The 21693-nt window shown below is 45.2% G+C and carries 23 protein-coding genes and 2 tRNA genes; 13 read left to right on the top strand and 12 right to left on the bottom strand.

Features of this window, described 5'->3' with window-relative positions; all coding sequences use genetic code 11:
* Window positions 1–39: 39 nt before the first annotated feature.
* From NHB34_RS05685 to NHB34_RS05675, 3 genes are all read left to right on the top strand, one after another.
* Window positions 40–115: transfer RNA gene (locus NHB34_RS05685), tRNA-His, on the top strand.
* A gap of 50 nt (window positions 116–165) precedes the next feature.
* Window positions 166–951, top strand: coding sequence for an SUMF1/EgtB/PvdO family nonheme iron enzyme (locus NHB34_RS05680; protein ID WP_353426673.1), 786 nt, complete (start codon window positions 166–168; stop codon window positions 949–951).
* A 3-nt stretch (window positions 952–954) separates the two neighbouring features.
* Entirely contained in the window at window positions 955–2283 is a 1329-nt protein-coding gene (locus NHB34_RS05675) for an AAA family ATPase (protein ID WP_353426672.1), read from the top strand.
* A gap of 12 nt (window positions 2284–2295) precedes the next feature.
* On the opposite strand, the gene NHB34_RS05670 is transcribed toward NHB34_RS05675, so the two are convergent.
* Both NHB34_RS05670 and NHB34_RS05665 read right to left on the bottom strand, forming a co-directional pair.
* Window positions 2296–3885: a gamma-glutamyltransferase family protein gene (locus NHB34_RS05670; protein ID WP_353426671.1), complete on the bottom strand. Its 1590-nt coding sequence runs from the start codon at window positions 3883–3885 to the stop codon at window positions 2296–2298.
* Window positions 3886–3903: 18 nt separating this feature from the next.
* Window positions 3904–4884 (bottom strand): tripartite tricarboxylate transporter substrate binding protein, encoded by a 981-nt coding sequence (locus tag NHB34_RS05665; RefSeq protein ID WP_353426670.1) that lies wholly within the window; start codon window positions 4882–4884, stop codon window positions 3904–3906.
* Between the two features lie 108 nt (window positions 4885–4992).
* Between NHB34_RS05665 and NHB34_RS05660 the strand changes: the two genes are divergently transcribed.
* Window positions 4993–6339: an aspartate aminotransferase family protein gene (locus tag NHB34_RS05660; protein ID WP_353426669.1), complete on the top strand. Its 1347-nt coding sequence runs from the start codon at window positions 4993–4995 to the stop codon at window positions 6337–6339.
* 51 nt (window positions 6340–6390) lie between these two features.
* On the opposite strand, the gene NHB34_RS05655 is transcribed toward NHB34_RS05660, so the two are convergent.
* Both NHB34_RS05655 and NHB34_RS05650 read right to left on the bottom strand, forming a co-directional pair.
* Window positions 6391–7119, bottom strand: coding sequence for an LrgB family protein (locus NHB34_RS05655; protein ID WP_353426668.1), 729 nt, complete (start codon window positions 7117–7119; stop codon window positions 6391–6393).
* Complete coding sequence (locus NHB34_RS05650; protein WP_353426667.1) at window positions 7112–7459, bottom strand: CidA/LrgA family protein; 348 nt, start codon at window positions 7457–7459, stop codon at window positions 7112–7114. The genes NHB34_RS05655 and NHB34_RS05650 overlap by 8 nt, the downstream gene beginning before the upstream one ends.
* Before the next feature lie 141 nt (window positions 7460–7600).
* Between NHB34_RS05650 and NHB34_RS05645 the strand changes: the two genes are divergently transcribed.
* Genes NHB34_RS05645 through soxA form a run of 6 tightly spaced genes read left to right on the top strand, consistent with a single transcriptional unit; the run spans window position 7601 to window position 12353 of the window.
* Window positions 7601–8050, top strand: coding sequence for a (2Fe-2S)-binding protein (locus NHB34_RS05645; protein ID WP_353426666.1), 450 nt, complete (start codon window positions 7601–7603; stop codon window positions 8048–8050).
* A 12-nt stretch (window positions 8051–8062) separates the two neighbouring features.
* Window positions 8063–10279, top strand: a complete 2217-nt coding sequence (locus tag NHB34_RS05640) for a molybdopterin cofactor-binding domain-containing protein (RefSeq protein WP_353426665.1) — start codon at window positions 8063–8065, stop codon at window positions 10277–10279.
* A 23-nt stretch (window positions 10280–10302) separates the two neighbouring features.
* Window positions 10303–10743, top strand: a complete 441-nt coding sequence (gene soxX / locus NHB34_RS05635) for a sulfur oxidation c-type cytochrome SoxX (RefSeq protein WP_353426664.1) — start codon at window positions 10303–10305, stop codon at window positions 10741–10743.
* Between the two features lie 23 nt (window positions 10744–10766).
* The gene (locus NHB34_RS05630; RefSeq protein WP_353426663.1) at window positions 10767–11237 is read left to right on the top strand and encodes a SoxY-related AACIE arm protein; all 471 of its coding nucleotides are present in this window, start codon (window positions 10767–10769) and stop codon (window positions 11235–11237) included.
* Window positions 11238–11247: 10 nt separating this feature from the next.
* Window positions 11248–11577, top strand: coding sequence for a thiosulfate oxidation carrier complex protein SoxZ (locus tag NHB34_RS05625; RefSeq protein ID WP_353426662.1), 330 nt, complete (start codon window positions 11248–11250; stop codon window positions 11575–11577).
* Window positions 11574–12353, top strand: coding sequence for a sulfur oxidation c-type cytochrome SoxA (gene soxA / locus NHB34_RS05620; RefSeq protein ID WP_353426661.1), 780 nt, complete (start codon window positions 11574–11576; stop codon window positions 12351–12353). The genes NHB34_RS05625 and soxA overlap by 4 nt, the downstream gene beginning before the upstream one ends.
* A gap of 9 nt (window positions 12354–12362) precedes the next feature.
* On the opposite strand, the gene purU is transcribed toward soxA, so the two are convergent.
* Window positions 12363–13217 (bottom strand): formyltetrahydrofolate deformylase, encoded by an 855-nt coding sequence (gene purU / locus NHB34_RS05615; protein ID WP_353426660.1) that lies wholly within the window; start codon window positions 13215–13217, stop codon window positions 12363–12365.
* A gap of 147 nt (window positions 13218–13364) precedes the next feature.
* Between purU and NHB34_RS05610 the strand changes: the two genes are divergently transcribed.
* Window positions 13365–13664, top strand: a complete 300-nt coding sequence (locus NHB34_RS05610; protein WP_353426659.1) for a hypothetical protein — start codon at window positions 13365–13367, stop codon at window positions 13662–13664.
* Window positions 13665–13666: 2 nt separating this feature from the next.
* Here the strand turns inward: NHB34_RS05610 and NHB34_RS05605 are convergent, their stop codons facing one another.
* Both NHB34_RS05605 and NHB34_RS05600 read right to left on the bottom strand, forming a co-directional pair.
* Window positions 13667–14077, bottom strand: coding sequence for a surface-adhesin E family protein (locus NHB34_RS05605; RefSeq protein ID WP_353426658.1), 411 nt, complete (start codon window positions 14075–14077; stop codon window positions 13667–13669).
* An 87-nt stretch (window positions 14078–14164) separates the two neighbouring features.
* Window positions 14165–16624 (bottom strand): penicillin acylase family protein, encoded by a 2460-nt coding sequence (locus NHB34_RS05600; protein WP_353426656.1) that lies wholly within the window; start codon window positions 16622–16624, stop codon window positions 14165–14167.
* A 135-nt stretch (window positions 16625–16759) separates the two neighbouring features.
* On the opposite strand from NHB34_RS05600, the gene NHB34_RS05595 reads away from it, so the two are divergent.
* Both NHB34_RS05595 and NHB34_RS05590 read left to right on the top strand, forming a co-directional pair.
* Window positions 16760–16847, top strand: a tRNA-Leu gene (locus tag NHB34_RS05595).
* Between the two features lie 27 nt (window positions 16848–16874).
* Window positions 16875–17348: a hypothetical protein gene (locus NHB34_RS05590; protein ID WP_353426654.1), complete on the top strand. Its 474-nt coding sequence runs from the start codon at window positions 16875–16877 to the stop codon at window positions 17346–17348.
* A 13-nt stretch (window positions 17349–17361) separates the two neighbouring features.
* Here NHB34_RS05590 and NHB34_RS05585 read toward each other — a convergent pair whose 3' ends face one another.
* The 5 genes from NHB34_RS05585 to NHB34_RS05565 are packed head-to-tail and all read right to left on the bottom strand — an operon-like array spanning window position 17362 to window position 21545.
* Window positions 17362–17775 carry a biopolymer transporter ExbD gene (locus tag NHB34_RS05585; RefSeq protein WP_353426653.1) on the bottom strand — a complete coding sequence of 138 codons (414 nt, stop codon included), beginning with the start codon at window positions 17773–17775 and terminating at the stop codon, window positions 17362–17364.
* 2 nt (window positions 17776–17777) lie between these two features.
* Complete coding sequence (locus NHB34_RS05580) at window positions 17778–18470, bottom strand: MotA/TolQ/ExbB proton channel family protein (protein ID WP_353426652.1); 693 nt, start codon at window positions 18468–18470, stop codon at window positions 17778–17780.
* 5 nt (window positions 18471–18475) lie between these two features.
* Window positions 18476–19156, bottom strand: coding sequence for an energy transducer TonB (locus NHB34_RS05575; protein WP_353426651.1), 681 nt, complete (start codon window positions 19154–19156; stop codon window positions 18476–18478).
* Complete coding sequence (gene murI, locus NHB34_RS05570; protein ID WP_353426650.1) at window positions 19153–19977, bottom strand: glutamate racemase; 825 nt, start codon at window positions 19975–19977, stop codon at window positions 19153–19155. The genes NHB34_RS05575 and murI overlap by 4 nt, the downstream gene beginning before the upstream one ends.
* Window positions 19978–20021: 44 nt before the next feature.
* Complete coding sequence (locus NHB34_RS05565) at window positions 20022–21545, bottom strand: fumarate hydratase (protein WP_353426649.1); 1524 nt, start codon at window positions 21543–21545, stop codon at window positions 20022–20024.
* Between the last annotated feature and the right edge of the window lie 148 nt (window positions 21546–21693).

Here is a 21693-nt window from a genome sequence, read left to right as displayed (position 1 = left end):
TTTTGCCTAAAAAAGGCTATAATTTCACCTTCTTCAGAGGCGGACGTAGCTCAGTTGGTAGAGTCCCAGATTGTGATTCTGGTTGTCGCGGGTTCGAGTCCCGTCGTTCGCCCCAAATTATTAATAAGCTCCCTTGAGGAGCTTTTTTCTATTAGAGTCTTTAGGATGAAAAAATTTGATTTTTACCAAATCCTATTTGGCATCTTGCTTAGTGCGATCGCCGTTTACTTCATGTTGCGACCAAGCGCCAGTCAAAGTGCTCCCATCTATTCAATTCCGACCGTACAGGTGGGCAATGTTATATGGGATCAAACAGAGATGAACATTGGCGAGGTGAAGTCTTTTGCCTCTTCAACCGGATTTGTGAGTTCTGCGGAACGTAAGGGCGGCGGTCTATCTTATGAAGCTGGCTTTGTTCAAAAGCCTGGCTGGACTTGGCGAACGCCATATGGAGTTTCCGCTGGAGATCTTGAGCCTGCTGTGCACTTAAATCAGAAAGAGGCAGAGTCTATTTGTCGCTATTATGGAAAACGATTGCCAACCGATGCTGAATGGGTGTCCGCTGCTTTTGTAGAGCAACGAACAAATCCGCCTGCAGGATTTCTTAGGGGCCAGCGCTATCCTTATCCTGGCGGGTCAAATCCAACGGTTTCTCACTGCTTGAGTGGTTGCGGAAATTACCAAGGGATTGCTCCCGGTGGTGCGCTCAATCGCGGTACAGGGCATGTCACCACTAGGACAACAAAGCCTGGTGTGAATGGCTTGTATGACATGGGTGGTAATGTTTGGGAATGGACCGCAACCGAACGAAATGGAGGTTACATTACTCGTGGCGCCTCATGGTGGTATGGGCCAGAAAGACAGCAGGAGTCTGATGTCGAATCTAAATCTGGAGATATTTCAGTGGTCTATATTGGCTTCAGATGTGTAGCTGATGCGGTGAAGCAATAAGTCATGACGGCTGCCAATATACAGCCCTCCGAAATCGAAATTACACCGGATTATCAGGCGGTCATTGAGGCGATTGATCGAGGTGATCCCTATATCTTTGTTAGCGGTAAAGCAGGTACAGGCAAAACCACGCTGATCGGTCATCTTCGCGAAACTGTTTCAGGTAATGTTGTCGTCGTCGCGCCAACAGGGGTTGCTGCATTACAGGTAAGGGGGGTGACGATTCATTCCTTTTTTCGTTTGCCTCCACGCCTCATTTTTCCTGAAGAGGATATTAAGCCACTGCGAGATAGGCGACTATATAAAGATATTCGTTTGTTAATCATTGATGAAATCTCCATGGTTCGCGCAGACGTAGTTGATGCAATGGATTTAGTCCTGCGTGAGAATGGTCCACAAAAAGGTAAACCATTCGGCGGTATTCAGGTGATGTTTGTGGGCGATTTATTCCAATTACCGCCAGTAGTTTCAGTAGCTGATATGCAGGTATTGGCAGACCGAGGTTACGAAGGACCTTATTTCTTTTGTGCAATGGCGCTTCATCGCAAAGATGTGGCGATGGTGGAGTTAAATAAAATCTTTCGCCAAAAAGATGCGAGTTTTGCAAACTTATTAAATCAAATTCGCATTAATCAAGATGCTGACAAAGCGATTGATATCCTGAACGCCCAATGCTACCGCAAGGAGCAGATAGTCGATGAGCAAACGATTACGCTAACAACGACTAACGCTCGCGCTGATCAGATTAATGCGGCTGGCTTAAAAGCAATTGAGGCAGACGCAAAGGTTTATTTGGGTAAAACCACTGGCAAGTTCAGCGTGGATGATCGAAATCTACCATCACCCAATCAGTTAACGCTAAAAGTTGGAGCTAAGGTAATGTTTACCGCCACTGATTCTGGATTTCCCAAACGTTGGGTCAATGGAACTATAGGTGTAGTGCGAGAGATGTTGCCCGACAAAGTGAAAGTGGTGGTTCAGAATGGGCCATATTCCAATACGGTTGAGGTCACCGGATATCAGTGGGAGTCTTACCGTTATGACCATGACATGATGTCAGGAAAAATCTCGCCGAGCATTATCGGTACCTATGTGCAGATACCATTGATGCTAGCGTGGGCAGTGACGATTCATAAAAGCCAGGGAAAGACACTTGATAAAGTTAAAGTAGATCTTTCATCAGGTGCTTTTGCATCAGGACAGGTTTATGTAGCTTTAAGTCGTTGTAAAACTATTGATGGCATTACTTTGCAGCGACCTATTGAGCCAAGAGATGTAAGTTGCGATCAAGAAATTAAGCGCTTTTATCTCGCTTGCCTTCCAAGATCTTAATTGCTGGAGTAGTTAAAAACCAGCAGCCAAACCGTCTCTTCGGTGGTCGCTACCAGCAATATAAGCGGATTGATCTTCATCGCTTAATTTGGCAATCGCTTGAGCGCTTCCAAAATCTAAGCTGTTAGCAGGTTGCACGGCAACTTCATGACCCATCGCACGCAAGCCCTCAACAACGCTAGTGGGCATTGAAGCTTCAACAGTGAGTTTGCCCAGATCATCAATTCGCCAGCGTGGTGCGTCAGAGCATGCTTGGGGATTGAGATATTCATCAACAAAGCGCATCACAAATTGAATGTGACCTTGAGGTTGCATATTGCCTCCCATCACGCCAAATGCCATCGCAGGCTTGCCATTCTTAGTTAAGAAAGCAGGAAGGATGGTATGGAAAGGGCGCTTGCCAGGGCTAACTTGATTGGGGTGTCCATCTTGCAGACTAAAACTCATGCCGCGATTATGAAAAGCAATGCCACCAGGAGCAACCACCCCAGAACCAAAGCCTTTAAAGTTCGACTGAATATAAGAAATCATCATGCCAGCTTCATCTGCGGCGCATAAGTAAACAGTGCCACCAGAGTGTGGGTCTCCAGCACTATAGCTCCCTGCCTTATGGTGATCAATTAACGCGGCGCGACTTGCCAGATAATCTCGATTCAAGAGATTGGTGACTGGAATGCTCATCGATCTTGAATCGGATACATAGGCATAAGCATCAGCAAATGCAAGTCGCATAGCTTCAATTTGCAAATGGATGCGCTGCGCAGAGTTTGCTGGATATTGCTTAACATTTGCTGCCTGCAGAATACCTAAGGCCATTTGGGCTGCTATGCCTGAGCCATTTGGTGGAATTTCCAGAAGAGTGTAATCGCCATAATCGAACGCTAATGGCTCTACCCAATCAGGCTTGTTATCCGCAAAGTCACGCATCGTAAAGCAACCACCAGACGATTGCGCAAAGTCGACCATGCTTTGGGCTAAAGCACCTGTATAAAAGGATTCCCCCTGAGTGGCAGCAATTTCTTGGAGAGTTTTAGCTTGCGCAGGGAAGCGCCAGATTTGCCCGGCTTGGGGTGCTTTGCCATCAATCAGAAAAGATTCTGCAAAGCCAGGTTGGTTTTTCAAAATCGGAATGGCTTCGCGCCATTGGCGTGCAATTACAGGAGATACTGGAAATCCATTCTCTGCGTAATCAATCGCACGCTTGAACAATTGAGCAAATGGAAGCTTTCCAAATTTTTTGGAAAGTTCAACCCAACCAGAAACCATGCCAGGCACAGTAACCGTATTCCAACCAATCAAATCCATTGCGGTTTTACCGTCAAAATACTCTGGGGTCCAAGCAGCAGGTGCGCGACCTGAAGCGTTAAGCCCATGAATTTGTTTTCCATCCCAAAGGATGGCGAAACCATCTCCTCCAAGGCCATTCATGGTGGGCTCAACAACGGTTAGCGTGATCGCCGTAGCGAGTGCAGCATCGACGGCATTGCCGCCATTTTGGAGTGCCTCAATTCCTGCTTGAGTAGCAAGCGGTTGTGAGCTAGCAACCGTATTTTTTGCAAGAACCGGGGCACGACCGCCACCAAAAGGAGGGGAAATCAACATATTTACAAATTTTATAGATTAATCAACTTTGATACTGGCAGACTTTACTACTTTCTCCCATTTGCTTGCTTCATTGGCGGTAATCTCAGCAAGTTTCTCTGAGTTGGCAAACTGCGGATGAATACCTTGTGTTGCCATGCGTGCTTTGAAGTCGGGATTAGTCAAAATCTTCCGAATTTCTCGCTCTAGCTTTGCAATGATATTCGGCGATGTACCTTTAGGAACATAAACAGCGTAAAAGTTTTCCACATCAAATGATTTCATGCCGTCTTGACCTAGTGTTGGCACGTTCGGCATCAGTGGTGAGCGATCTGCTGCAGCAATTGCAATGGGGCGCAGTTTTCCGCTCTGAATATGAGGCAGGGATGCAGTAACACTATCAAACATCATTAAGGTATTACCAGCAATTAAATCAGGAAGGGCAAAGCTACTGCCTTTGTAGGGTATGTGTGTCCCACTTGCGCCAATACGTTCCATAAACATGGTTGATTCTAGGTGGGAAAGGCTGCCATTCCCTTGAGAGGCGTAATTGAAATTCCCTTTTTTGGATTTGATAAAAGCTATCAGTTCGGGAAGATTTTTAGCGGGGACACTTGGGTTTATGACAATTAAATGCGGAATAGCTCCCATCAGCGCAACTGGAGCAAAGTCTTTTTGCAAATCAGCAGGGGGATTTTTAAATAACGCTGAAGAGATGGATTGATTAGTTAGGGCGCTAATATGAATGGTATAGCCATCAGGAACGGCTTTCGCAGCAGCTTGCAAGCCGATCATCCCTCCTGCCCCTGGTTTATTTTCAACCACAATAGATTGCCCCAAAGCATCTGCCAGAGGGGCGGTAAGACTTCTCGCAAAAATATCCGTAGAACCTCCTGCCGGAAAGGACACAATTGCTACGATGGGCTTTTTAGGCCAATCAATTTCGTTGGCTGCATAAACAGATCCGCATAAGCCGGCAAGAATCCAGAGGCTCAATAGAAGAATTTTTTTAAGGGTCATTTCAGGGCTCCATTAGTTCCATCACTTCAATGGGTACTATAGTATTAGATATTCCAGTGTATCCACACAATGACAAAAAGATAACAGCAGGGACAACAGCAAAACGCCATGAGTACAGCAAATAAAACTGAAAAAGGGGTGGATATGTCAGCTTATTGGCTGCCATTTACACCTAATCGATATTTTCATCAGCATCCTAAGATCATGCAGTCTGCTAAGGGAGCTTACTACTACGATGATCATGGGCGAAAACTTTTTGATGGCTTATCAGGGCTTTGGTGCTCTCCATTGGGGCATGCAGATCCACGAATTGGTGCAGCAATATCCAAGCAGTATGAAACGATGGATTATTGCCCTGCATTCCAGATGGCAAGTGAAGATACATTTCGTTTGGCCACTCGTATTGCGGAGATGGCGCCAAAGAGTTTAGATAAAGTCTTTTTTACAAACTCTGGTTCAGAGGCTGTAGATACTGCGTTGAAGATTGCGGTAGGGTATCACCGTGTAATGGGTAATGCTTCACGTATTCGCATGATTGGGCGAGATCGTGCTTACCATGGTGTTGGTATGGGTGGTATCTCAGTTGGGGGAATGGTGGCCAATCGCAAAATGTTTGCCAGCATGATGATGCCCGCCGTAGATCATTTACCGCACACATTAAATCTTTCGCAAATGGCTTTCTCAAAAGGTATGCCAGCTTGGGGGGCTCATCTTGCTGAAGAGTTAGAGAAAATCGTAGCTCTTCATGATGCCAATACGATTGCGGCAGTGATCCTGGAGCCTGTGCAAGGTTCTACAGGAGTAATTGTTCCACCAGTAGGATACTTGCAAAAAATTCGTGAGATTTGCACAAAGCATGGCATCTTGCTGATCTTTGATGAAGTGATTACAGGATTTGGTCGTCTAGGTGCAAATTTTGGTGCCGATCGTTTTGGCGTTGTACCTGACATGATTACTTTTGCCAAAGCGATTACCAATGGTGTGATTCCTTTGGGTGGAGTGATTGTGCGTGATGATATATATGAAAGCATCATCGCCAATGGTGGGCAAGAGCAAGCTATTGAATTCTTTCATGGATATACCTATTCTGGCCACCCAATTCCGACGGCTGCGGGACATGTGGTGCTCGATATTTTTAAGTCAGATGATTTGATCAATCGCGCAAGAGCGCTAGAGCCTGTTCTAGAAAATGGCTTACATGCTATGAAGGGAAAATCAGGGATTCTAGACATTCGTAATTTTGGATTGGCTGGTGCTGTGGATTTAGATCCTGTCCCTGGCAAGCCAGGTTTGCGAGCCCTGAAGGTTTTGGAAGCCTGCATTGAGCGAGGTGCATTGGTTAGGGTAGCGGGCGATGTTATTGCCGTAGGCCCCCCATTTATTTCTGAGCCCAAAGAGGTGGAGTTCCTCTGTAGTGTGCTTGGTGATGCCGTTGATGTGGCAATGAAACTCTGATAACCCTGTCAGATATATCTTTTAGATTCCTGTGCTGCTTGCTGCAAGATCTTATCGATTCAGCACGTGATAAATGATGGGGATAGCAACGGCACTAATAACCCCGTTCATTCCCATCGCTAAGCTGGCGTAGGTCCCTGCTTCAGGGTGAATGCTAAATGCGCGTGATGTGCCAATACCATGTGCGCCAATACCGATAGCAAACCCCCTTTGCCACCAAGCTTTCATTCCAAGAGCATTTAAAACGAATGGTGCCAAAATTGCGCCCAAGATTCCGGTGCAGACTGCAAAAATCGCCGTTAGTGTTGGTGACACATTAATACGTTCGGCGATGCCCATGGCAATCGGAGCGGTTACTGATTTAGGGTACATTGCTCCAGTGATGCTGCTATCAGAACCAAGGAGAGTCGCAACCCCTACCGCGCTAATAATCGAGACCAGACCGCCTGTGCATAGCGAAGCCAGCAACGGAATAGATCTACCCTTCAGGCTATTGAGGCCTCGATAAATAGGAATTGCAAGGGAAACGGTTGCTGATCCCAATAAGAAATGAATAAATTGTGCGCCCTCAAAATAAGTTGAGTAGGGCATATCTATAAATTGGATGGTAGTAGCAACAATCAAAATAGCAATTGCTACTGGATTTGCTAAAGGGTTTTGTTTTGAATGCTTATATATAGTTAAGCCAATTTGATAGGCTGCTAGGGTGATGAAAAGTGCAAAAAGAGGGCTGCCAGACAGGTATACCCAAATTTCTACGATGGAATGCTTTTCACTCATCGCTAGCTTTCTTACTTAAGAGTCGAACTACAACAGCGCTTGAGCCAATGGTGAGGATAATGCTGCCAACCAGGGCTGTGATGATGGCAAGTGCATTTGCTTTGAGTTGCGGTAGAAATAAAACTACCCCGACGGCGGCCGGAACAAATAAGAGTCCAAGATATTGACTGAAGGTATCGGCGACCATTGCCAGCTCTGTATTGATGCCTTTGCGAATGACTAGCCAGATAACCAATAGAACTAGCCCAATAACTGGACCTGGGAGGGTGGGGAGAAGGAACTTAGAGGCCAACTCACCTAAGCTTTGAAACAAGAGGATTTGAACTAGACCATAAATCATGGGTTGATCTTACAAGCTCCTTTTTATGTTGCATAGCAATAATTAAATTCTTGTTTAAGATAACCACACAAATACTTAGGGGTTTGAACCTCTAGTGATTAAGACGAATACAAAAACAAAAGAGACTAATAGGAGACCGCAATGGCCAATTTAAATGTCAATGGCAAAAAATATAAAGTGGATGTAGATCCCGATACCCCATTGTTATGGGTTATTCGTGAACAAATTGGCTTAACTGGAACAAAGTATGGTTGCGGTGTTGGACAATGTGGTGCATGCACAGTGTTATTTGATGGTCAGGCTTTGCGCAGTTGCTCTTTGCCAGTTGCAGCAGCGGAGGGTAAGAAAATTGAAACGATTGAGAGCTTAGAAAAGAGTGGTCAGCTCTCTAAGGTACAAAAGGCATGGATTGATAATCAAGTGCCGCAGTGTGGTTACTGTCAATCTGGCATGGTGATGGCAACGACCGCATTGCTGCGTAATAATCCAAAACCTACCGATGCCCAGATTGATGAGTCCATCACCAATATCTGCCGTTGTGGCACATTCCAACAAGTGCGTGCAGCTATTCATGCTGCAAGCAAGGCTTAATAGGGGGTAATCATGACTAATGTAATTAATACTTCCCGCCGCCAGTTTGTAGTTGGTTCCAGCGCAATTGCTACAGGCCTTGCAATTGGTTTTGATTTGAGTTTTATATCTAGTGCTAACGCCGCTATGGGCACAGGCACGACTTCCATGACTCCTTTAGCCACTCCAGAGATTGGCGTATGGGTGGTTGTGAAGCCAAATGATGATGTCGTTGTTCGTATTGTCCGCTCAGAAATGGGTCAAGGTACGATTACTGGCTTGGCGCAGATGGTTGCTGAAGAGCTGGAGTGTGACTGGAAAAGGGTGAACTATGAGTATCCAAGTCCAGCTGAAAGCTTGAAGCGTAAGGCGGTATGGGGCAGTTATTCAACTGGTGGTAGTCGTGGCATTCGCACCTCAGAACAATATGTACGCAAAGGCGGTGCCGCTGCACGCATGATGTTGATTCAGGCAGCGGCGAATCAGTGGAATGTGCCCGCATCAGAGTGTGTTGCTGCTAATAGCGTCATTACACACACACCATCAGGGCGCAAAACAACTTTCGGGAAAGTCTCTGTAGCGGCAGCTCAGTTGCCAGTACCTACCGAAGTCCCATTAAAAGATCCAAAAGAGTGGAAGCTGATTGGTAAATCCGTAAATCGTATTGATGGTATGTCTGACAAGGTAACAGGCCGTCAGATTTATGCAATTGACCTCAAAATGCCTGGTATGTTGGTCGCCAACATCAAAGAATCGCCTGTATTTGGTGGCAAAGTAAAGAGCTATGACGCCGCTAAAGCACAGAGTATGAAGGGTGTAAGGAAGGTAGTGCAAGTTGGTGATTCAGCAGTTGCTGTTGTAGCAGATACCTTCTGGCAAGCCAAAACCGCTTTGGACCAAGTCAATATCGTTTGGGATAACGGCGCGAATGGTGATGTCTCAAGTGCCTCAATTAAGAAGATGCTCGAAGATGGTTTGAGTGCGGATGATGCATTTATTCACAACACGAATGGTGATGTGAAATCTGCTTTATCTAGTGCGTCCAAGAAAGTTGAAGCAACGTATTTCTACCCATTTTTAAATCACGCTACGCTTGAACCACAAACTGCTACGGCAAAGTGGACTCCAGATTCTTGCGAAGCATGGGTTCCAACTCAAGACGGTGAAGCATCTTTAGCAGCTGTAATTGCCGCTTCAGGTTTGCCAGCTGAAAAATGTAATGTATACAAAGTTAATCTTGGTGGCGGCTTTGGTCGTCGCGGCGCCTTTCAGGATTACACAACTCAGGCTGTAAACATTGCCAAACAGATGCCTGGTGTACCTGTTAAGTTGATTTGGACTCGGGAAGAGGACATGACTCAAGGACGCTACCATCCAGTCATGATGTGCAAAATGACAGCGGCAATCGATGATAAGAAAAATGTCACTGGCTTAAATATGCGTCTTTCAGGGCAATCGATTTTGGCTACAGTTCGTCCTGCAGTTGTAGCGGCTAATAAAGGTAAAGATCCATTGGCTTTCCAGGGTGTTGAGCCGACTGGAGAGCATGGTATTACTTACAGTTTTCCGAACTTAACAATTGATCACGCGATGCGTAATACGCATGTGCCACCTGGTTTTTGGCGTGGTGTTAACGTTAACCAAAATGCCATATTCATTGAAACGTTCATGGATGAGTTGGCTGAGGCAACGGGGATGGATGCAGTAGAGTTTCGTCGCAAGCACATGAAAGATTTTCCAAGAGCGGTTGCGGTTTTGAATGCAGTAGCTGATGGTATCGGGTGGACGAAGCCTGCTGCACCAGGTGTTTATCGTGGCCTGGCACAAATGCGATCATTTGGAAGTTATGTCGCCGCTGCCTGTGAATTATCTGTAAAAAATGGCAATGAAGTAAAGATTCATCGTATTGTTGCCGCGACAGACCCTGGATATGTGGTTAATCCTGCGCAAGTCAATCGTCAGGTATCAGGCTCTTTTGTTTATGGTTTGTCTGCTCTGTTTGAAGAAGAAATTACGATTGAGAAGGGCGCAGTTGTGCAGAAGAACTTTGACACCTTTAATTCCATTCGACTCTCGCAAATGCCAAAGGTTGAAACCATCATCATTCAAGGTGGTGGTAAAGATTGGGGTGGCGTTGGTGAACCGACGATTGCAGTTGCAGCACCAGCAGTGCTGAATGCGATTTATCGAGCCACTGGCAAACGTTACCGTACGGTACCCCTGAAAAATAGCGGCATCAAGTTAGTCTAATTTCAGGGAATTGTTGCAAACTCATGATTAAGAGGTGTGCGCTAGCGATCATATTGCTAGCCACCCTCGTTTGCTCAAGAGTATGGGCGCAAGAGATAGTCTCTGGACAAATTGAAAAGCCACTCACTGCTTTGCAAGGTGATCCAAAACATGGTCGTGCGATTGTTCTGAGTCGTCAAACAGGCTTATGCATTCTTTGTCACAGCGGACCTTTTCCTGAAGAGCGTTTTCAGGGTAATTTAGCTCCCGATCTCGGTAGTGGTGTTGCTTCTTTGACCGCTCCGCAGTTGCGTGCCAGAATCGTTAATCCAAGTTATTTCAATCCTAGCACCATCATGCCGTCTTATTACCGAACAGATCATTTAAATCGTGTCGCAAGTAGGTATGTCGGGCAAACACTTTTGAACGCTCAAGAGATTGAGGATGTCGTTGCGTTCTTATTAACTATAAAAAATACTAACTAGTAAATTAAGTCATCATATTTATTATGAAAATGCATGCAAGTCGACGCCAGTGGTTAAAGAAAATTCAGAATATTGGCCTGTTAACCTTAGGCGCTTGGTTTAGTCCTCTAACTGCATTTGCTAAAAAAGAGGATGCAATGAAAGTAATCCAGGAAATCACTGGCGGCAAACCTGTAATTGACGGCAAGGTGAAGTTGGTTATTCCACCGCTTGTGGAAAACGGAAATCTTGTGGTGCTCAAGCTAAGCGTTGATAGCCCAATGACTGTAAATGATTACGTTAAATCCATTCATGTGATTGCAGAGGGTAATCCATTGCCAAATATTTTCACAGTCTATTTGACGCCACGATCTGGTACTGCCAATATTACGACCCGAGTACGTTTAGCCGATAGTCAAATAGTATGGGCGATTGCACAAATGAGCGACGGAAAATTCTATCAAGGTTCTGCTGAGACTTTAGTAACGCTCTCAGCTTGCACGGAGCTAGTGTGAGGCTAAAAGTATGAGCAAAACATCAAGAACTTCTATTACGATGCCTGCAACTGCAAAGCAGGGCTCGATTATTGAGATTCGTGCAATTGCGCAGCACGATATGGAGTCTGGCTTTCGGTATACCGAAGGTGGCAAATTAATTCCTCGCGACATTATTCGTGAATTCATCTGCACCTATAACAATGTCGAAGTATTTAAAGCTGATTTTTATCCGGGTACTGGCGCAAACCCATTGATTATTTTCACTACCATTGCTCTAGAGTCGGGCAACTTAGAATTTAAATGGCTTGGTGATAATGGGTATGAAGCAATTAATCACGCGCAGATTACAGTTTCATGAGCTTCTCAATAAAATGGTTCTTCTACTTGAGTCAATTGTTATTGAGCGTAGCTGTAGCAAGCGGGGCAACCGACAATAAGCCTAAGCTCCAGTCGAGCTATGAGTTGATGTCGGCTGAGAATAAAGCAATGCAAGACGATGCAAGTCTTAATCCAGCTATGTTTTGGATTAGCGATGGTGATGCGTTATGGAATAAGCCATCTGAGAAAAATGGAAAATCATGTGCTAGCTGCCATGCTGATGCTAAAAAGTCGATGCGCGGAGTAGCAACTACATTCCCAAAAATGATTAGAGGTAAATTGCAAACTCTTGAGTCGCAAATTAATCAATGCAGAATACAGGCCCAGGCTACAACCCCCTTGGCCTATGAGAGTAAAGATCTTCTTGCGCTAACTGCATTGGTCTCATATCAATCAAAAGGCTTGCCGCTTGCTGTTCGTGAAACTTCTGAAAATAAGGCCGCCATGGAAAAAGGTCGGCAAACTTTCTATGAAAGAATGGGTCAGCTCAATTTATCTTGTGCGCAATGCCATGAAGAGCGTGCTGGGCTTAAATTGGGTGGTGCGGTGATTCCGCAAGGGCATCCCAATGCTTATCCAATTTACCGCATAGAGTGGCAAACCTTAGGCTCTTTACAGCGCCGTTTGCGCAATTGTATGAGTGGCGTAAGAGCTCAACAATTTGACTATGGCTCACCCGAGATGGCTCAACTTGAATTGTTTCTTGCACGACGAGCACGTGGGTTGCCCCTGGAGTCCCCAGGGGTGAGGCCCTGATAAATATTTCTAATCTGAGAAAACGACTGAAGTGGCGCCGTTAATCAAGACGCGATCATGCAGGTAATAGCGTAGGGCACGTGAGAGAACTGTTCGCTCTAAATCGCGACCTTTACGCACGAGATCATCTGGGGTGTCACCATGCGTGACACGTGTAACATCTTGTTCAATGATTGGGCCTTCATCTAGGTCGCTTGTAACAAAGTGTGCAGTCGCGCCAATGAGTTTAATTCCTCGTGCATGTGCTTGATGGTAAGGTTTAGCCCCTTTAAAGCTTGGCAAGAAAGAGTGATGAACGTTGATACAACGTCCTGATAACTTTGTTGATAAATCATCAGAGAGAATCTGCATGTAGCGAGCCAAAATGACCATATCAACTTTGGAATCTGCAATGATATCCAATAGCTTTGCTTCTTGTGCTGGTTTGGTGTCTGGTGTCACGGGTAAGTGGTAGAAAGGAATGTCAGCGAAATCAATGCTGGCATAAACATCACGCGGGTGATTAGAAACAATTCCGCAGATAATCATAGGCAATTCGCCAATCCGCCAGCGGTAGAGAAGATCCACTAAGCAGTGATCTAATTTCGAGGCCATGATGAGCACACGCTTGAGATCTTTTACAGCACGTAGATTCCATGTGAGCTCAAAACGTTTTGCAATTTCAAGAAACCCAGATCGCAGAGTATTGCCATCAGTTGGGCAGCTAAAGCTGACACGCATAAAAAAGCGTTTTGACGCCTTATCATCAAACTGTTGCGCTTCTTCAATATCCCCGCCTGCTTGAAAAATATAAGTTGATACAGCAGCCACAATCCCGGGCTTGTTTGGGCAGGTTAGTGTGAGGTAATAGTTTTCAGTAGTCATCTTTAGTGCTTCAATTGTGCTGGTAAACCCTGATTTTAGCCTCTACTGCCCGCAGATTGCCCATTTCAGAATATTCACTGCTTGATAGTGTCTTTAGGAGGATCAGTTGGACCAGCAAGTGGAGTGCTTTTGTCGATGATTTTGGGCATGACAACGTCTTCACAGATGGGTTTAGGGGTAACGATATTGGTAAAGCTACACTCTTTTTTGGTGGCGGCAGACACTGCATGCTCTAAAGGCGATTTTCCAGTAGCAACTGTAGAAGCCATGCTGGTAGTGGTAACAGGGTTCGCTGCTGCAACGGCTACAGCACTGGTGCCCGCTGAGCTTGCGGCGGCTGTACCGCTGGCGCTAATTGCGGCAATAGGTGCGGCACAACCATGGAGGCAAAAGCTACTAATTAGTGCAAGCGAGACAGCCCAATACGCCCGCATAGTTTTAGGTTAAATTTACTTGACTGCTTTGCAGACAGAATTAAATACGCCAGCCGTCCAACTTTCGCTGACTACAGGCTCATACTTGCTGTCAGGGGTATTGGCTTCTGATACCACCTTGCCAGAGCCTTTATTGCCAGAAAATTCTTTATAAGCAATCGGGCGATAGCTTACGGAAGGGCAGTCATACTCATTTAAACCGATGATAGAGCTCACCGCCTCCTTATTTGTAGGATTGGTTCCCGGTTTCTTAAAATCGAGCATTGAAATGATTTGCGCTTTTTCGCCTTGAGTCTGCACTGTATCCAGATCAACATAAACCGTCATGACTGCATTAGAGCCAAGCTCTTTCCAAGCTGCATTGGCAATTCCACAGGTGGAAAATAGTATTGATGCGGTAAGCGAAGTAAGAAGAATTTTTTTCATGATCTTATCTTTAAATATGAACTGTGTATGAATGGTAACGCGTTAGGATTATTTTAGACGGCTACAACTGCTTCTTGTGACGAGGCCTTATTTATTGCTTAGCTCTAAAGTTCGAGTCGTTTTCTCGGGCTTCATTTGTAATGGGAGGTACTCATTTTTAGCCCAAAGCGAGTTCAAGTTGCGATAACTTTTGCTCTGAATCCACCCAGATTGTCCAGTTTGATAAACAAACAGAGATTTCTCAAGATCTGATAAGTCATAGATAGCACGTAGGCTAGGGCCTTGTAGGGTTTCATAAGGATTACTAGAGTTATTTAGCTCAAGTCGTCCTACATTGATTGAAAAGCTATCTCCGGGGAAAGGGGTGGTGATGTTAAAGAGTTTCCCAAGAACAGGAATTTTGCTGAGCGGACGATGTTCAGAAATGGCGATATGAGCCTTGCCCCATGCCCATGACGCCAGATCTTTTCCATATTGATCGCTTAAGTATTCAAGAGCACGATCAAGCGCAATATTGGATGATTCAGCGCATGTTTCAATAGCGGGTGTTTTTGGAAGATCGCACCATGGATTATTCGGATTTTGTAAAATCGCAATTAATGGATAGCGAAAGTTACGAGCCCCATAGTCATCAAAAAATAAATAACTTAAGCGTGAGAACACGTTGCGTGTCAGATGATCTGCCCAGGCGTTAAAAATTAATGCGCCTGGACTATCGGCACTCATATTGCCATCAAATTTTTGGATGAGATCAAGCGTCTTTGCTCCCAAGGGATGAGTTGTTTTAGAGGATTTAAATAATTCAAGGAGTGGAGTGGCCCCGAGTGACAGGGTATCGCCTTGCATAGTTTTCATGTATTGCAAGTCAAAGGTGCTTTTCGCATTAATTAATTGAACAATGCGGTCATACCGAGTAGGTACATCCCAGTCGGCGGTAAGGGGGTTTGGGTTATTGAGAGCAGTTACTGCTTGATTTGCAGTAGCAATCCAACCCTGTTCTGGATTGCTACTATTGGGCAGTTGGTCAAATGGCAGGTAGCCATTCCAATCGTATTGTGGGTCCCAACCTGGCGCAGGCGCTATTCCATATAGACCTTGATGAAGTGTTCTTTTCGGCGCAACACCAGCGGCCTGATAAGCGATATTGCCATCGGTATCAGCCATAACAACATTTTGCATTGGCGCATAATTTTTATGTATCGCTGCTTTAAATGAATCAAGATCTTTAGCGCGATTCATTTCCAGTAAGCCTACTACGGATTGGTTTTCGGGATCTAAAGCAGTCCAGCGCAAGGCTAGTGCATATCGATTGGTATCGATGGCCCGTTTAACGCGTGCATAGGAATCTGAAATTACTGGGCCATGTCGGGTTTCTTTGACAATGAAAGTAATTGGTGTGGACCCTTTGATGTCGATTATTTCTTGGTGCACTATAAACGGCAGCATGCCATGAGGACCACGATACATACTAGGGTTACTGGGATCCAATTGCTCTAGATAGGTATCTTGAACATCTGGGTTGGTATTGGTAAAGCTCCAGGCAAACTTCTCAGATCGACCTAAAACAACTGCCGGAATACCGGGAAGCGTACCGCCAATCACATTGAGGCCTGGTGCATCTAGATGAGCGAAATACCAAATTGCTGGGGCTGATAATCCTAGATGGGGATCATTAGCCAATAACGGCTTTCCACTCTCGGTGAGCTTGCCGCTTAAAACCCAATTGTTTGAACCGATCCCATCCTTGCCCCCAGGAAGATCGTTTAACCCAAGTTCAGTAGAGGGTAGTTTTTTGGACTTGGGATTCTCGCTTTTCGGGCTTGTATTAAATACGTTCAGATCGTGATACATCTTGGCAAAGTCGAGATTGCTTACAGGGCCTCCTTTTGAGGAGGGCAATAAAACTTCCCAAACTTGTTTTGTGGTTAGGTACTGAGATAATTCAAGCCGTTGCAATTCTTTTTGCCAGTTTCCGCCTAGGTCATATGCCATCATTAACATCCAGGCAACGCTGTCCGTGGGTGACCAGTGCCCTGGTTTAGAGCCTGATAAAAAATACTCCACTGGAAGCGCCCATCCTAAGCTTGCGTTACCAGAATTAATGCCATCAGCATATGCTTGGAGTAATCTTTTCGCAGCTACTGGGTACTTATCAAATTGTTTTTCTGCGGCTCGTTTAATACCCAAGGTTCTAATGAAACGATCTATGTTGACAGTATCTGGGCCGAGGATTTCAGAAAGTCGCCCGCTAGCTATCCGACGATTCATTTCCAGTTGCCAAGAGCGTTCAGTAGCGTGAATGTAGCCTAAGGCAAATAAGGCATCGGTTTGACTTTTGGCTTTGATATGAGGAATCCCAGTTTCATCGAAAGAGATAACAACGGTATCCCCTAGGCTCTTAATCGTTCTTTTGCCAGAAGGACTGGATTGGGCAGAATACAGATAAGTAGCAACGAAGGTTAACGTCAGCAATAAAGCAATACCAGCAACCCAACGAAGGGGCCGCAATAGGTTGTTAATGCCCGACTTCTTTCCCTGAGATTTCATGTCCCCATTTTAATGTTTTTGCCCAGCATGCTTATAGATCTGTAGCGGCGGTGAGAACTGAAGGCTATTTTTGGCGTGCATGCTAAAATTTGGGCTGTCTTGATTTACATAGCGCGGCAGTAATTGCTAGTGCGAGCCCGGGTGGTGAAATCGGTAGACACACAGGATTTAAAATCCTGCGACCTAAACAGTCGTGCCGGTTCGATTCCGGCCCCGGGCACCATCTCTATATTCTTCAATATTCATTTTTATGAATTTTTCAAAAACCCTAGCTTATTTTTGCCTGTTTTTATTTGCTACTTCAGCGTGGTCAATTGATGTTTTGGAGTTTAGTTGCACGCGCTCAGAAAAGGGCTACACAGAAGAGTACGATATGAAAATTACCTTGGCATCAGGAAGTCAAAAAGCCAAGGTATATCTGGATGATCGCGATTTAGATCAGTCTGATGCTTATGGTAGGCAAATGGTGAAGAGCGTCACCTTGGCGCGTCCTAATATTCTAATTTTGATCGAAGCAAATTTCGATCCAGAAAAAGTAATGGACGTAGATTATCCAGCTGGATCAGTAACCACACAAATTACTCTAGATCCGATTACCGGTAAGCTTCGAAAAGTCGAAAAAATCCAAGGCGGTATCCTAGGTGCCACTATTGGTAATGGTACGCATGTAAGTGAAGAGAGTTGCGCACTTACTAAGATGCCTTATAGAGTAACGGTTAAGTAATTCGGCAGACCTGTTAGTTAGGCTCCGTAACAAATCCCAGTTTGGTAAGGCCTGCGCGGCGGGATGCGGCTAATACTTGTGCGACGTATTCGTACTTCACGGCTTTATCAGCGCGCAAATTGATCTCAGGTTGTGGATCTTTTTGAGCTGCTTTTTCTGCATAACCATCAAAGGTTTTTAGGTCAATCTGAGCGCTATTCCAAAAAATTTGACCTTTGGCATCAATTGATAATTGCACAGATTCAGGTTTGACTTCATTGCGAACGCTATTCGCTTTGGGGAGTTCCACTTTTACCGCTTGCTGAATAACGGGAAGAGTGATGATAAAAATAATGAGCAATACCAACATGACATCAACCATTGGCGTCATGTTGATTTCCGCCATGATGGCATCATCATTTTGATCGTCTTGAATATGAAGCGCCATACTTAATCTCCAGTATTCACGCGTGCGCCAGTTACAAAATAGGCAAGTAAATCATTGCCAAATCGATTAAGGTCCGCAATAAATAATTTATTTGCGCGATTGATGGCATTAAATCCTAACACGGCCGGAATCGCTACAGCAAGACCCAAGGCGGTCATGATCAATGCCTCGCCAATTGGGCCGGCAACCTGATCAATTTGTGCGCTTCCAGAGCTACTAATAGAGATGAGGGCATGGTAGATGCCCCATACAGTTCCAAATAGACCAATAAATGGCGCAGTTGCACCAGTGGAACCTAAAAAAGTTAGTCCTTTTTGAAGGCTGGTAGCAAGGCTATCAATCTTATTTTTAATGCTTCTTGCCATCCATTCTGAGTAATTCAAAGTTTGTAGTAACTCGCGGTGATTATTCGATTGGCCTTGGTGGTGGACAGAGGAGCTGCTTGCTGATTTGGCAATTAGATAATAAGGGTTGGTAGTGGGGTTGCTAAACGAATGCAGGCCTTGTTCAAAGGTGCTTGCATGCCAGAATTGATCTACTTCGGGTTTGAGTTTGCGTAGATTGCGCAACTCCCACAGGCGAGTAAGTAAGATTACCCAAGTGATGATTGAGCATGCAAGTAATGCAATTGCAACAAAGCGGGTAATGCCGTCGCCTTCAAGCCAGAGATTTGCAATTCCAAATGGTGTATTCATAGCGCTTAATTCTTGAGGTTAAATTTAATTAAAAGATTAGTTGAGATTCGTTGGGGTGAGCCATTGACTAAAAAAGGTTTAAAGCGATAGCGTCGACCAATGTCGGTTGCGGCACGATCAAGTCTTGGAAAGGAGCTTGACTGTAATATTGCGACATCTTCAACCTCGCCACTTTCAGAAATAATTAAACGTACCACCACTGTCCCTTGCTCTCCTGATCTTTTTGAGAATGATGGGTAGTAGGCATCAGCATCGGGCTGAAAAACGACAATCAGTTTACCAATGTCTGTTTGTATTGGTGTGCCGCTTGCTCCACCAGCACTTGAAGGCGCCACAGCGGCATTTGGCATTTGAGTTTGGGTATTTGAGTCACTCTTTTGAGTGGGGTTATTCTGTGTTTGAGTAGGCGCTGTCTTTTGAGAAGACTTGTCCTCTGCAGTTTTCTTTTTAGGTTCTTCTTTTGGTTTTGGCATTGGAGCGGGGGGCTCCTGAGTTTTGCTTGAAGCAGTATCTGGGCTGACAAGATTTGCCATCACGCGTTCATCATCAATGCGGGTAGGCTTAGAGGACCAATGCAAAAAATCCAAGGCTGGCAGAGCATGCAGCAAAAGTACGATAGCAATAATGATGCGTTCGCTTTTGGTAAATGGTAAACGCTCATCCACCTTTTGCCAGAATGCGCTCATGACACCAGCCCTAACTGTGCTGAACTAACTCGATGCTTCTTTAGATCGGTGAGCATTAAATCTTGCGCCATCTTCAAAAGAGCGTGCTCATCTTTGCTGCTGAAAAAATGTACGGCACCGTATTGAGAGGCGTTACTGATAGCGGAATCTGTTTGATTAAGAGCGAGTGCTTCTAATTGCCGCTTCAATTGCTTTACTACCGCCTCACCGGTATCGATCAGCGTAATTTTGTCTCCAAGGAGTTTACGAATCGCTTTTCTTAAGAATGGGTAGTGCGTGCAGCCTAAGACAATCGTGTCGGAGCCTGCCGCTTGAATGGGTTCCAAGTGCTTAGCAAGCAATTCCAGAGTTTCTCCGTCATTTGCTTTACCAGCTTCGATTAATGGCACCAAGCCTGCGCCTGCTTGTTTAATAAATTGACAATGATTGGGCAGGGTGGAGAGCAAGGCATTGAACTTGTCACTCTTCAGGGTTGCTTCAGTTGCCAAGACGCCAACAACACCATTCGCTGACTGCATGGCAGCTGGCTTAATGCCTGGTTCAACCCCCACAATAGGAATTGGGATGGCTGCTCGAATATCCTTTATTGCTTGTGCTGTTGCAGTGTTGCATGCAACTACGATGGCGTTACAGCCAGCTTGAGCGAGATATTTGCAAAGACTCAAACTGCGCTGCGCAATCCAATCAGGAGATTTTTCACCATAAGGTGCGTTCGCAGAATCGGCCAAGTAGATGTAGTCGTGCTCCGGAAGCTGGCGTAGCGCCTCATCCAAAATGGATAAGCCACCAACACCAGAATCAAATACACCGATTAGTGACAATTTAAAGCCAATAAAGTTTTATTGCAGAGGTTGGAATAAAAGTGTTAAGCAATCTTTACTGGAATTCCACCAATCTTTGCTTGCCATTCTTTTGGTCCAGTTTCGTGCATAGAGATACCTTCTGAATTCACAGCAACAGTTACTGGCATATCTTTCACATCAAACTCATAAATTGCTTCCATGCCGAGATCGGCAAAGCCAACAACCTTAGACGTTTGAATCGCTTTGGATACGAGATAAGCGGCGCCACCAACAGCCATAAGGTAAGCAGATTTGTGTTTCTTGATTGCTTCGATGGCAACAGGACCACGCTCCGCTTTGCCGATCATGGAAATAAGACCCGTTTTTGCAAGCATCATTTCAGTGAACTTATCCATCCGAGTTGAGGTCGTTGGGCCTGCTGGACCAACAACTTCATCACGCACAGGATCTACTGGACCGACGTAATAGATCACGCGGTTTTTAAAGCTTACTGGCAATTCTTCGCCTTTAGCGAGCATGTCTTGAATACGCTTATGTGCTGCATCACGACCAGTCAAAATTTTGCCATTCAATAGTAGTGTCTCGCCTGGTTTCCAGCTAGCCACTTCTTCTGCAGTTAAGGTATCCAGATTCACGCGTTTAGATTTTTGAACATCTGGAGTCCAAGTCACATCTGGCCAATCTGATAAAGAAGGAGCCTCAAGTTTTGCAGGGCCATCTCCATGCAAATGGAAATGTACGTGACGTGTAGCTGCGCAGTTTGGAATCATCGCAACCGGCAATGAGGCAGCATGGGTTGGGTAATCCAAAATCTTAATATCTAAAACTGTTGCTAGACCGCCCAAGCCTTGAGCGCCAATACCGAGCTTGTTTACTTTGTCGTAGATTTCAAGGCGTAATTCTTCCACGCGATTCTTAGGACCGCGCTCAATGAGTTCTTGAATATCTACTGGACCCATTAAAGCTTCTTTAGCCATCAACATGGCTTTCTCTGGTGTGCCACCAATGCCAATGCCAAGAATGCCAGGAGGGCACCAACCAGCACCCATAGTTGGAACAGTCTTCAGTACCCAATCGACAATCGAGTCAGATGGGTTGAGCATCACCATCTTGGCTTTATTTTCAGAACCGCCACCTTTTGCAGCGCAAATAACTTCAACATCATCACCCGGAACAATTTCATAATGAACAACAGCAGGGGTGTTATCACCGGAGTTCTTGCGTTTACCTGCGGGGTCAGTTAATACAGAAGCGCGCAGCGTATTGTCAGGGTTGAGGTAGGCACGACGTACGCCCTCATTCACCATTTCAGTAACGCTCATCGTGGCATCTGCCCATTGAACATTCATACCAATCTTCAAAAAGACCACCGCAATACCAGTATCTTGGCAAAGCGGGCGATGGCCTTCTGCACACATGCGGCTATTGGTCAAAATTTGAGCAATAGCATCCTTGGCTGCTTCGCCTTTTTCGAGGGAGTATGCCTTGCCCATTGCATCAATAAAGTCTTTAGGGTGGTAGTAGGAAATGAACTGAAATGCGTCTGCAATGCTTTGAATGAGGTCGTTTTGTTTAATCTGAGTCATGGTTTTAGGCTTATTTCCACATTATTAGTAAGGTTTGCCCTATTTTAAGGGTTTGCCATAGAGCAAATCCCAAGTGTTTTCACTTATCTTCGTAAGTCTTGGTGGGTCAGAACCCGTCATTTTGCTGCATTTTGGCAAAAAAAGAACA

This window comes from Polynucleobacter sp. MWH-UH19D (assembly GCF_040409795.1).
Taxonomy (GTDB): domain Bacteria; phylum Pseudomonadota; class Gammaproteobacteria; order Burkholderiales; family Burkholderiaceae; genus Polynucleobacter.
This window is presented reverse-complemented; position numbering and strand designations above follow the sequence as displayed.

Coding starts and splice junctions, on each gene's coding strand:
- NHB34_RS05680 (WP_353426673.1), top strand. CDS start 166: ATGAAAAAATTTGATTTTTACCAAATCCTATTTGGCATCTTGCTTAGT.
- NHB34_RS05675 (WP_353426672.1), top strand. CDS start 955: ATGACGGCTGCCAATATACAGCCCTCCGAAATCGAAATTACACCGGAT.
- NHB34_RS05670 (WP_353426671.1), bottom strand. CDS start 3,885: ATGTTGATTTCCCCTCCTTTTGGTGGCGGTCGTGCCCCGGTTCTTGCA.
- NHB34_RS05665 (WP_353426670.1), bottom strand. CDS start 4,884: ATGACCCTTAAAAAAATTCTTCTATTGAGCCTCTGGATTCTTGCCGGC.
- NHB34_RS05660 (WP_353426669.1), top strand. CDS start 4,993: ATGAGTACAGCAAATAAAACTGAAAAAGGGGTGGATATGTCAGCTTAT.
- NHB34_RS05655 (WP_353426668.1), bottom strand. CDS start 7,119: ATGAGTGAAAAGCATTCCATCGTAGAAATTTGGGTATACCTGTCTGGC.
- NHB34_RS05650 (WP_353426667.1), bottom strand. CDS start 7,459: ATGATTTATGGTCTAGTTCAAATCCTCTTGTTTCAAAGCTTAGGTGAG.
- NHB34_RS05645 (WP_353426666.1), top strand. CDS start 7,601: ATGGCCAATTTAAATGTCAATGGCAAAAAATATAAAGTGGATGTAGAT.
- NHB34_RS05640 (WP_353426665.1), top strand. CDS start 8,063: ATGACTAATGTAATTAATACTTCCCGCCGCCAGTTTGTAGTTGGTTCC.
- soxX (WP_353426664.1), top strand. CDS start 10,303: ATGATTAAGAGGTGTGCGCTAGCGATCATATTGCTAGCCACCCTCGTT.
- NHB34_RS05630 (WP_353426663.1), top strand. CDS start 10,767: ATGAAAATGCATGCAAGTCGACGCCAGTGGTTAAAGAAAATTCAGAAT.
- NHB34_RS05625 (WP_353426662.1), top strand. CDS start 11,248: ATGAGCAAAACATCAAGAACTTCTATTACGATGCCTGCAACTGCAAAG.
- soxA (WP_353426661.1), top strand. CDS start 11,574: ATGAGCTTCTCAATAAAATGGTTCTTCTACTTGAGTCAATTGTTATTG.
- purU (WP_353426660.1), bottom strand. CDS start 13,217: ATGACTACTGAAAACTATTACCTCACACTAACCTGCCCAAACAAGCCC.
- NHB34_RS05610 (WP_353426659.1), top strand. CDS start 13,365: ATGACAACGTCTTCACAGATGGGTTTAGGGGTAACGATATTGGTAAAG.
- NHB34_RS05605 (WP_353426658.1), bottom strand. CDS start 14,077: ATGAAAAAAATTCTTCTTACTTCGCTTACCGCATCAATACTATTTTCC.
- NHB34_RS05600 (WP_353426656.1), bottom strand. CDS start 16,624: ATGAAATCTCAGGGAAAGAAGTCGGGCATTAACAACCTATTGCGGCCC.
- NHB34_RS05590 (WP_353426654.1), top strand. CDS start 16,875: ATGAATTTTTCAAAAACCCTAGCTTATTTTTGCCTGTTTTTATTTGCT.
- NHB34_RS05585 (WP_353426653.1), bottom strand. CDS start 17,775: ATGGCGCTTCATATTCAAGACGATCAAAATGATGATGCCATCATGGCG.
- NHB34_RS05580 (WP_353426652.1), bottom strand. CDS start 18,470: ATGAATACACCATTTGGAATTGCAAATCTCTGGCTTGAAGGCGACGGC.
- NHB34_RS05575 (WP_353426651.1), bottom strand. CDS start 19,156: ATGAGCGCATTCTGGCAAAAGGTGGATGAGCGTTTACCATTTACCAAA.
- NHB34_RS05565 (WP_353426649.1), bottom strand. CDS start 21,545: ATGACTCAGATTAAACAAAACGACCTCATTCAAAGCATTGCAGACGCA.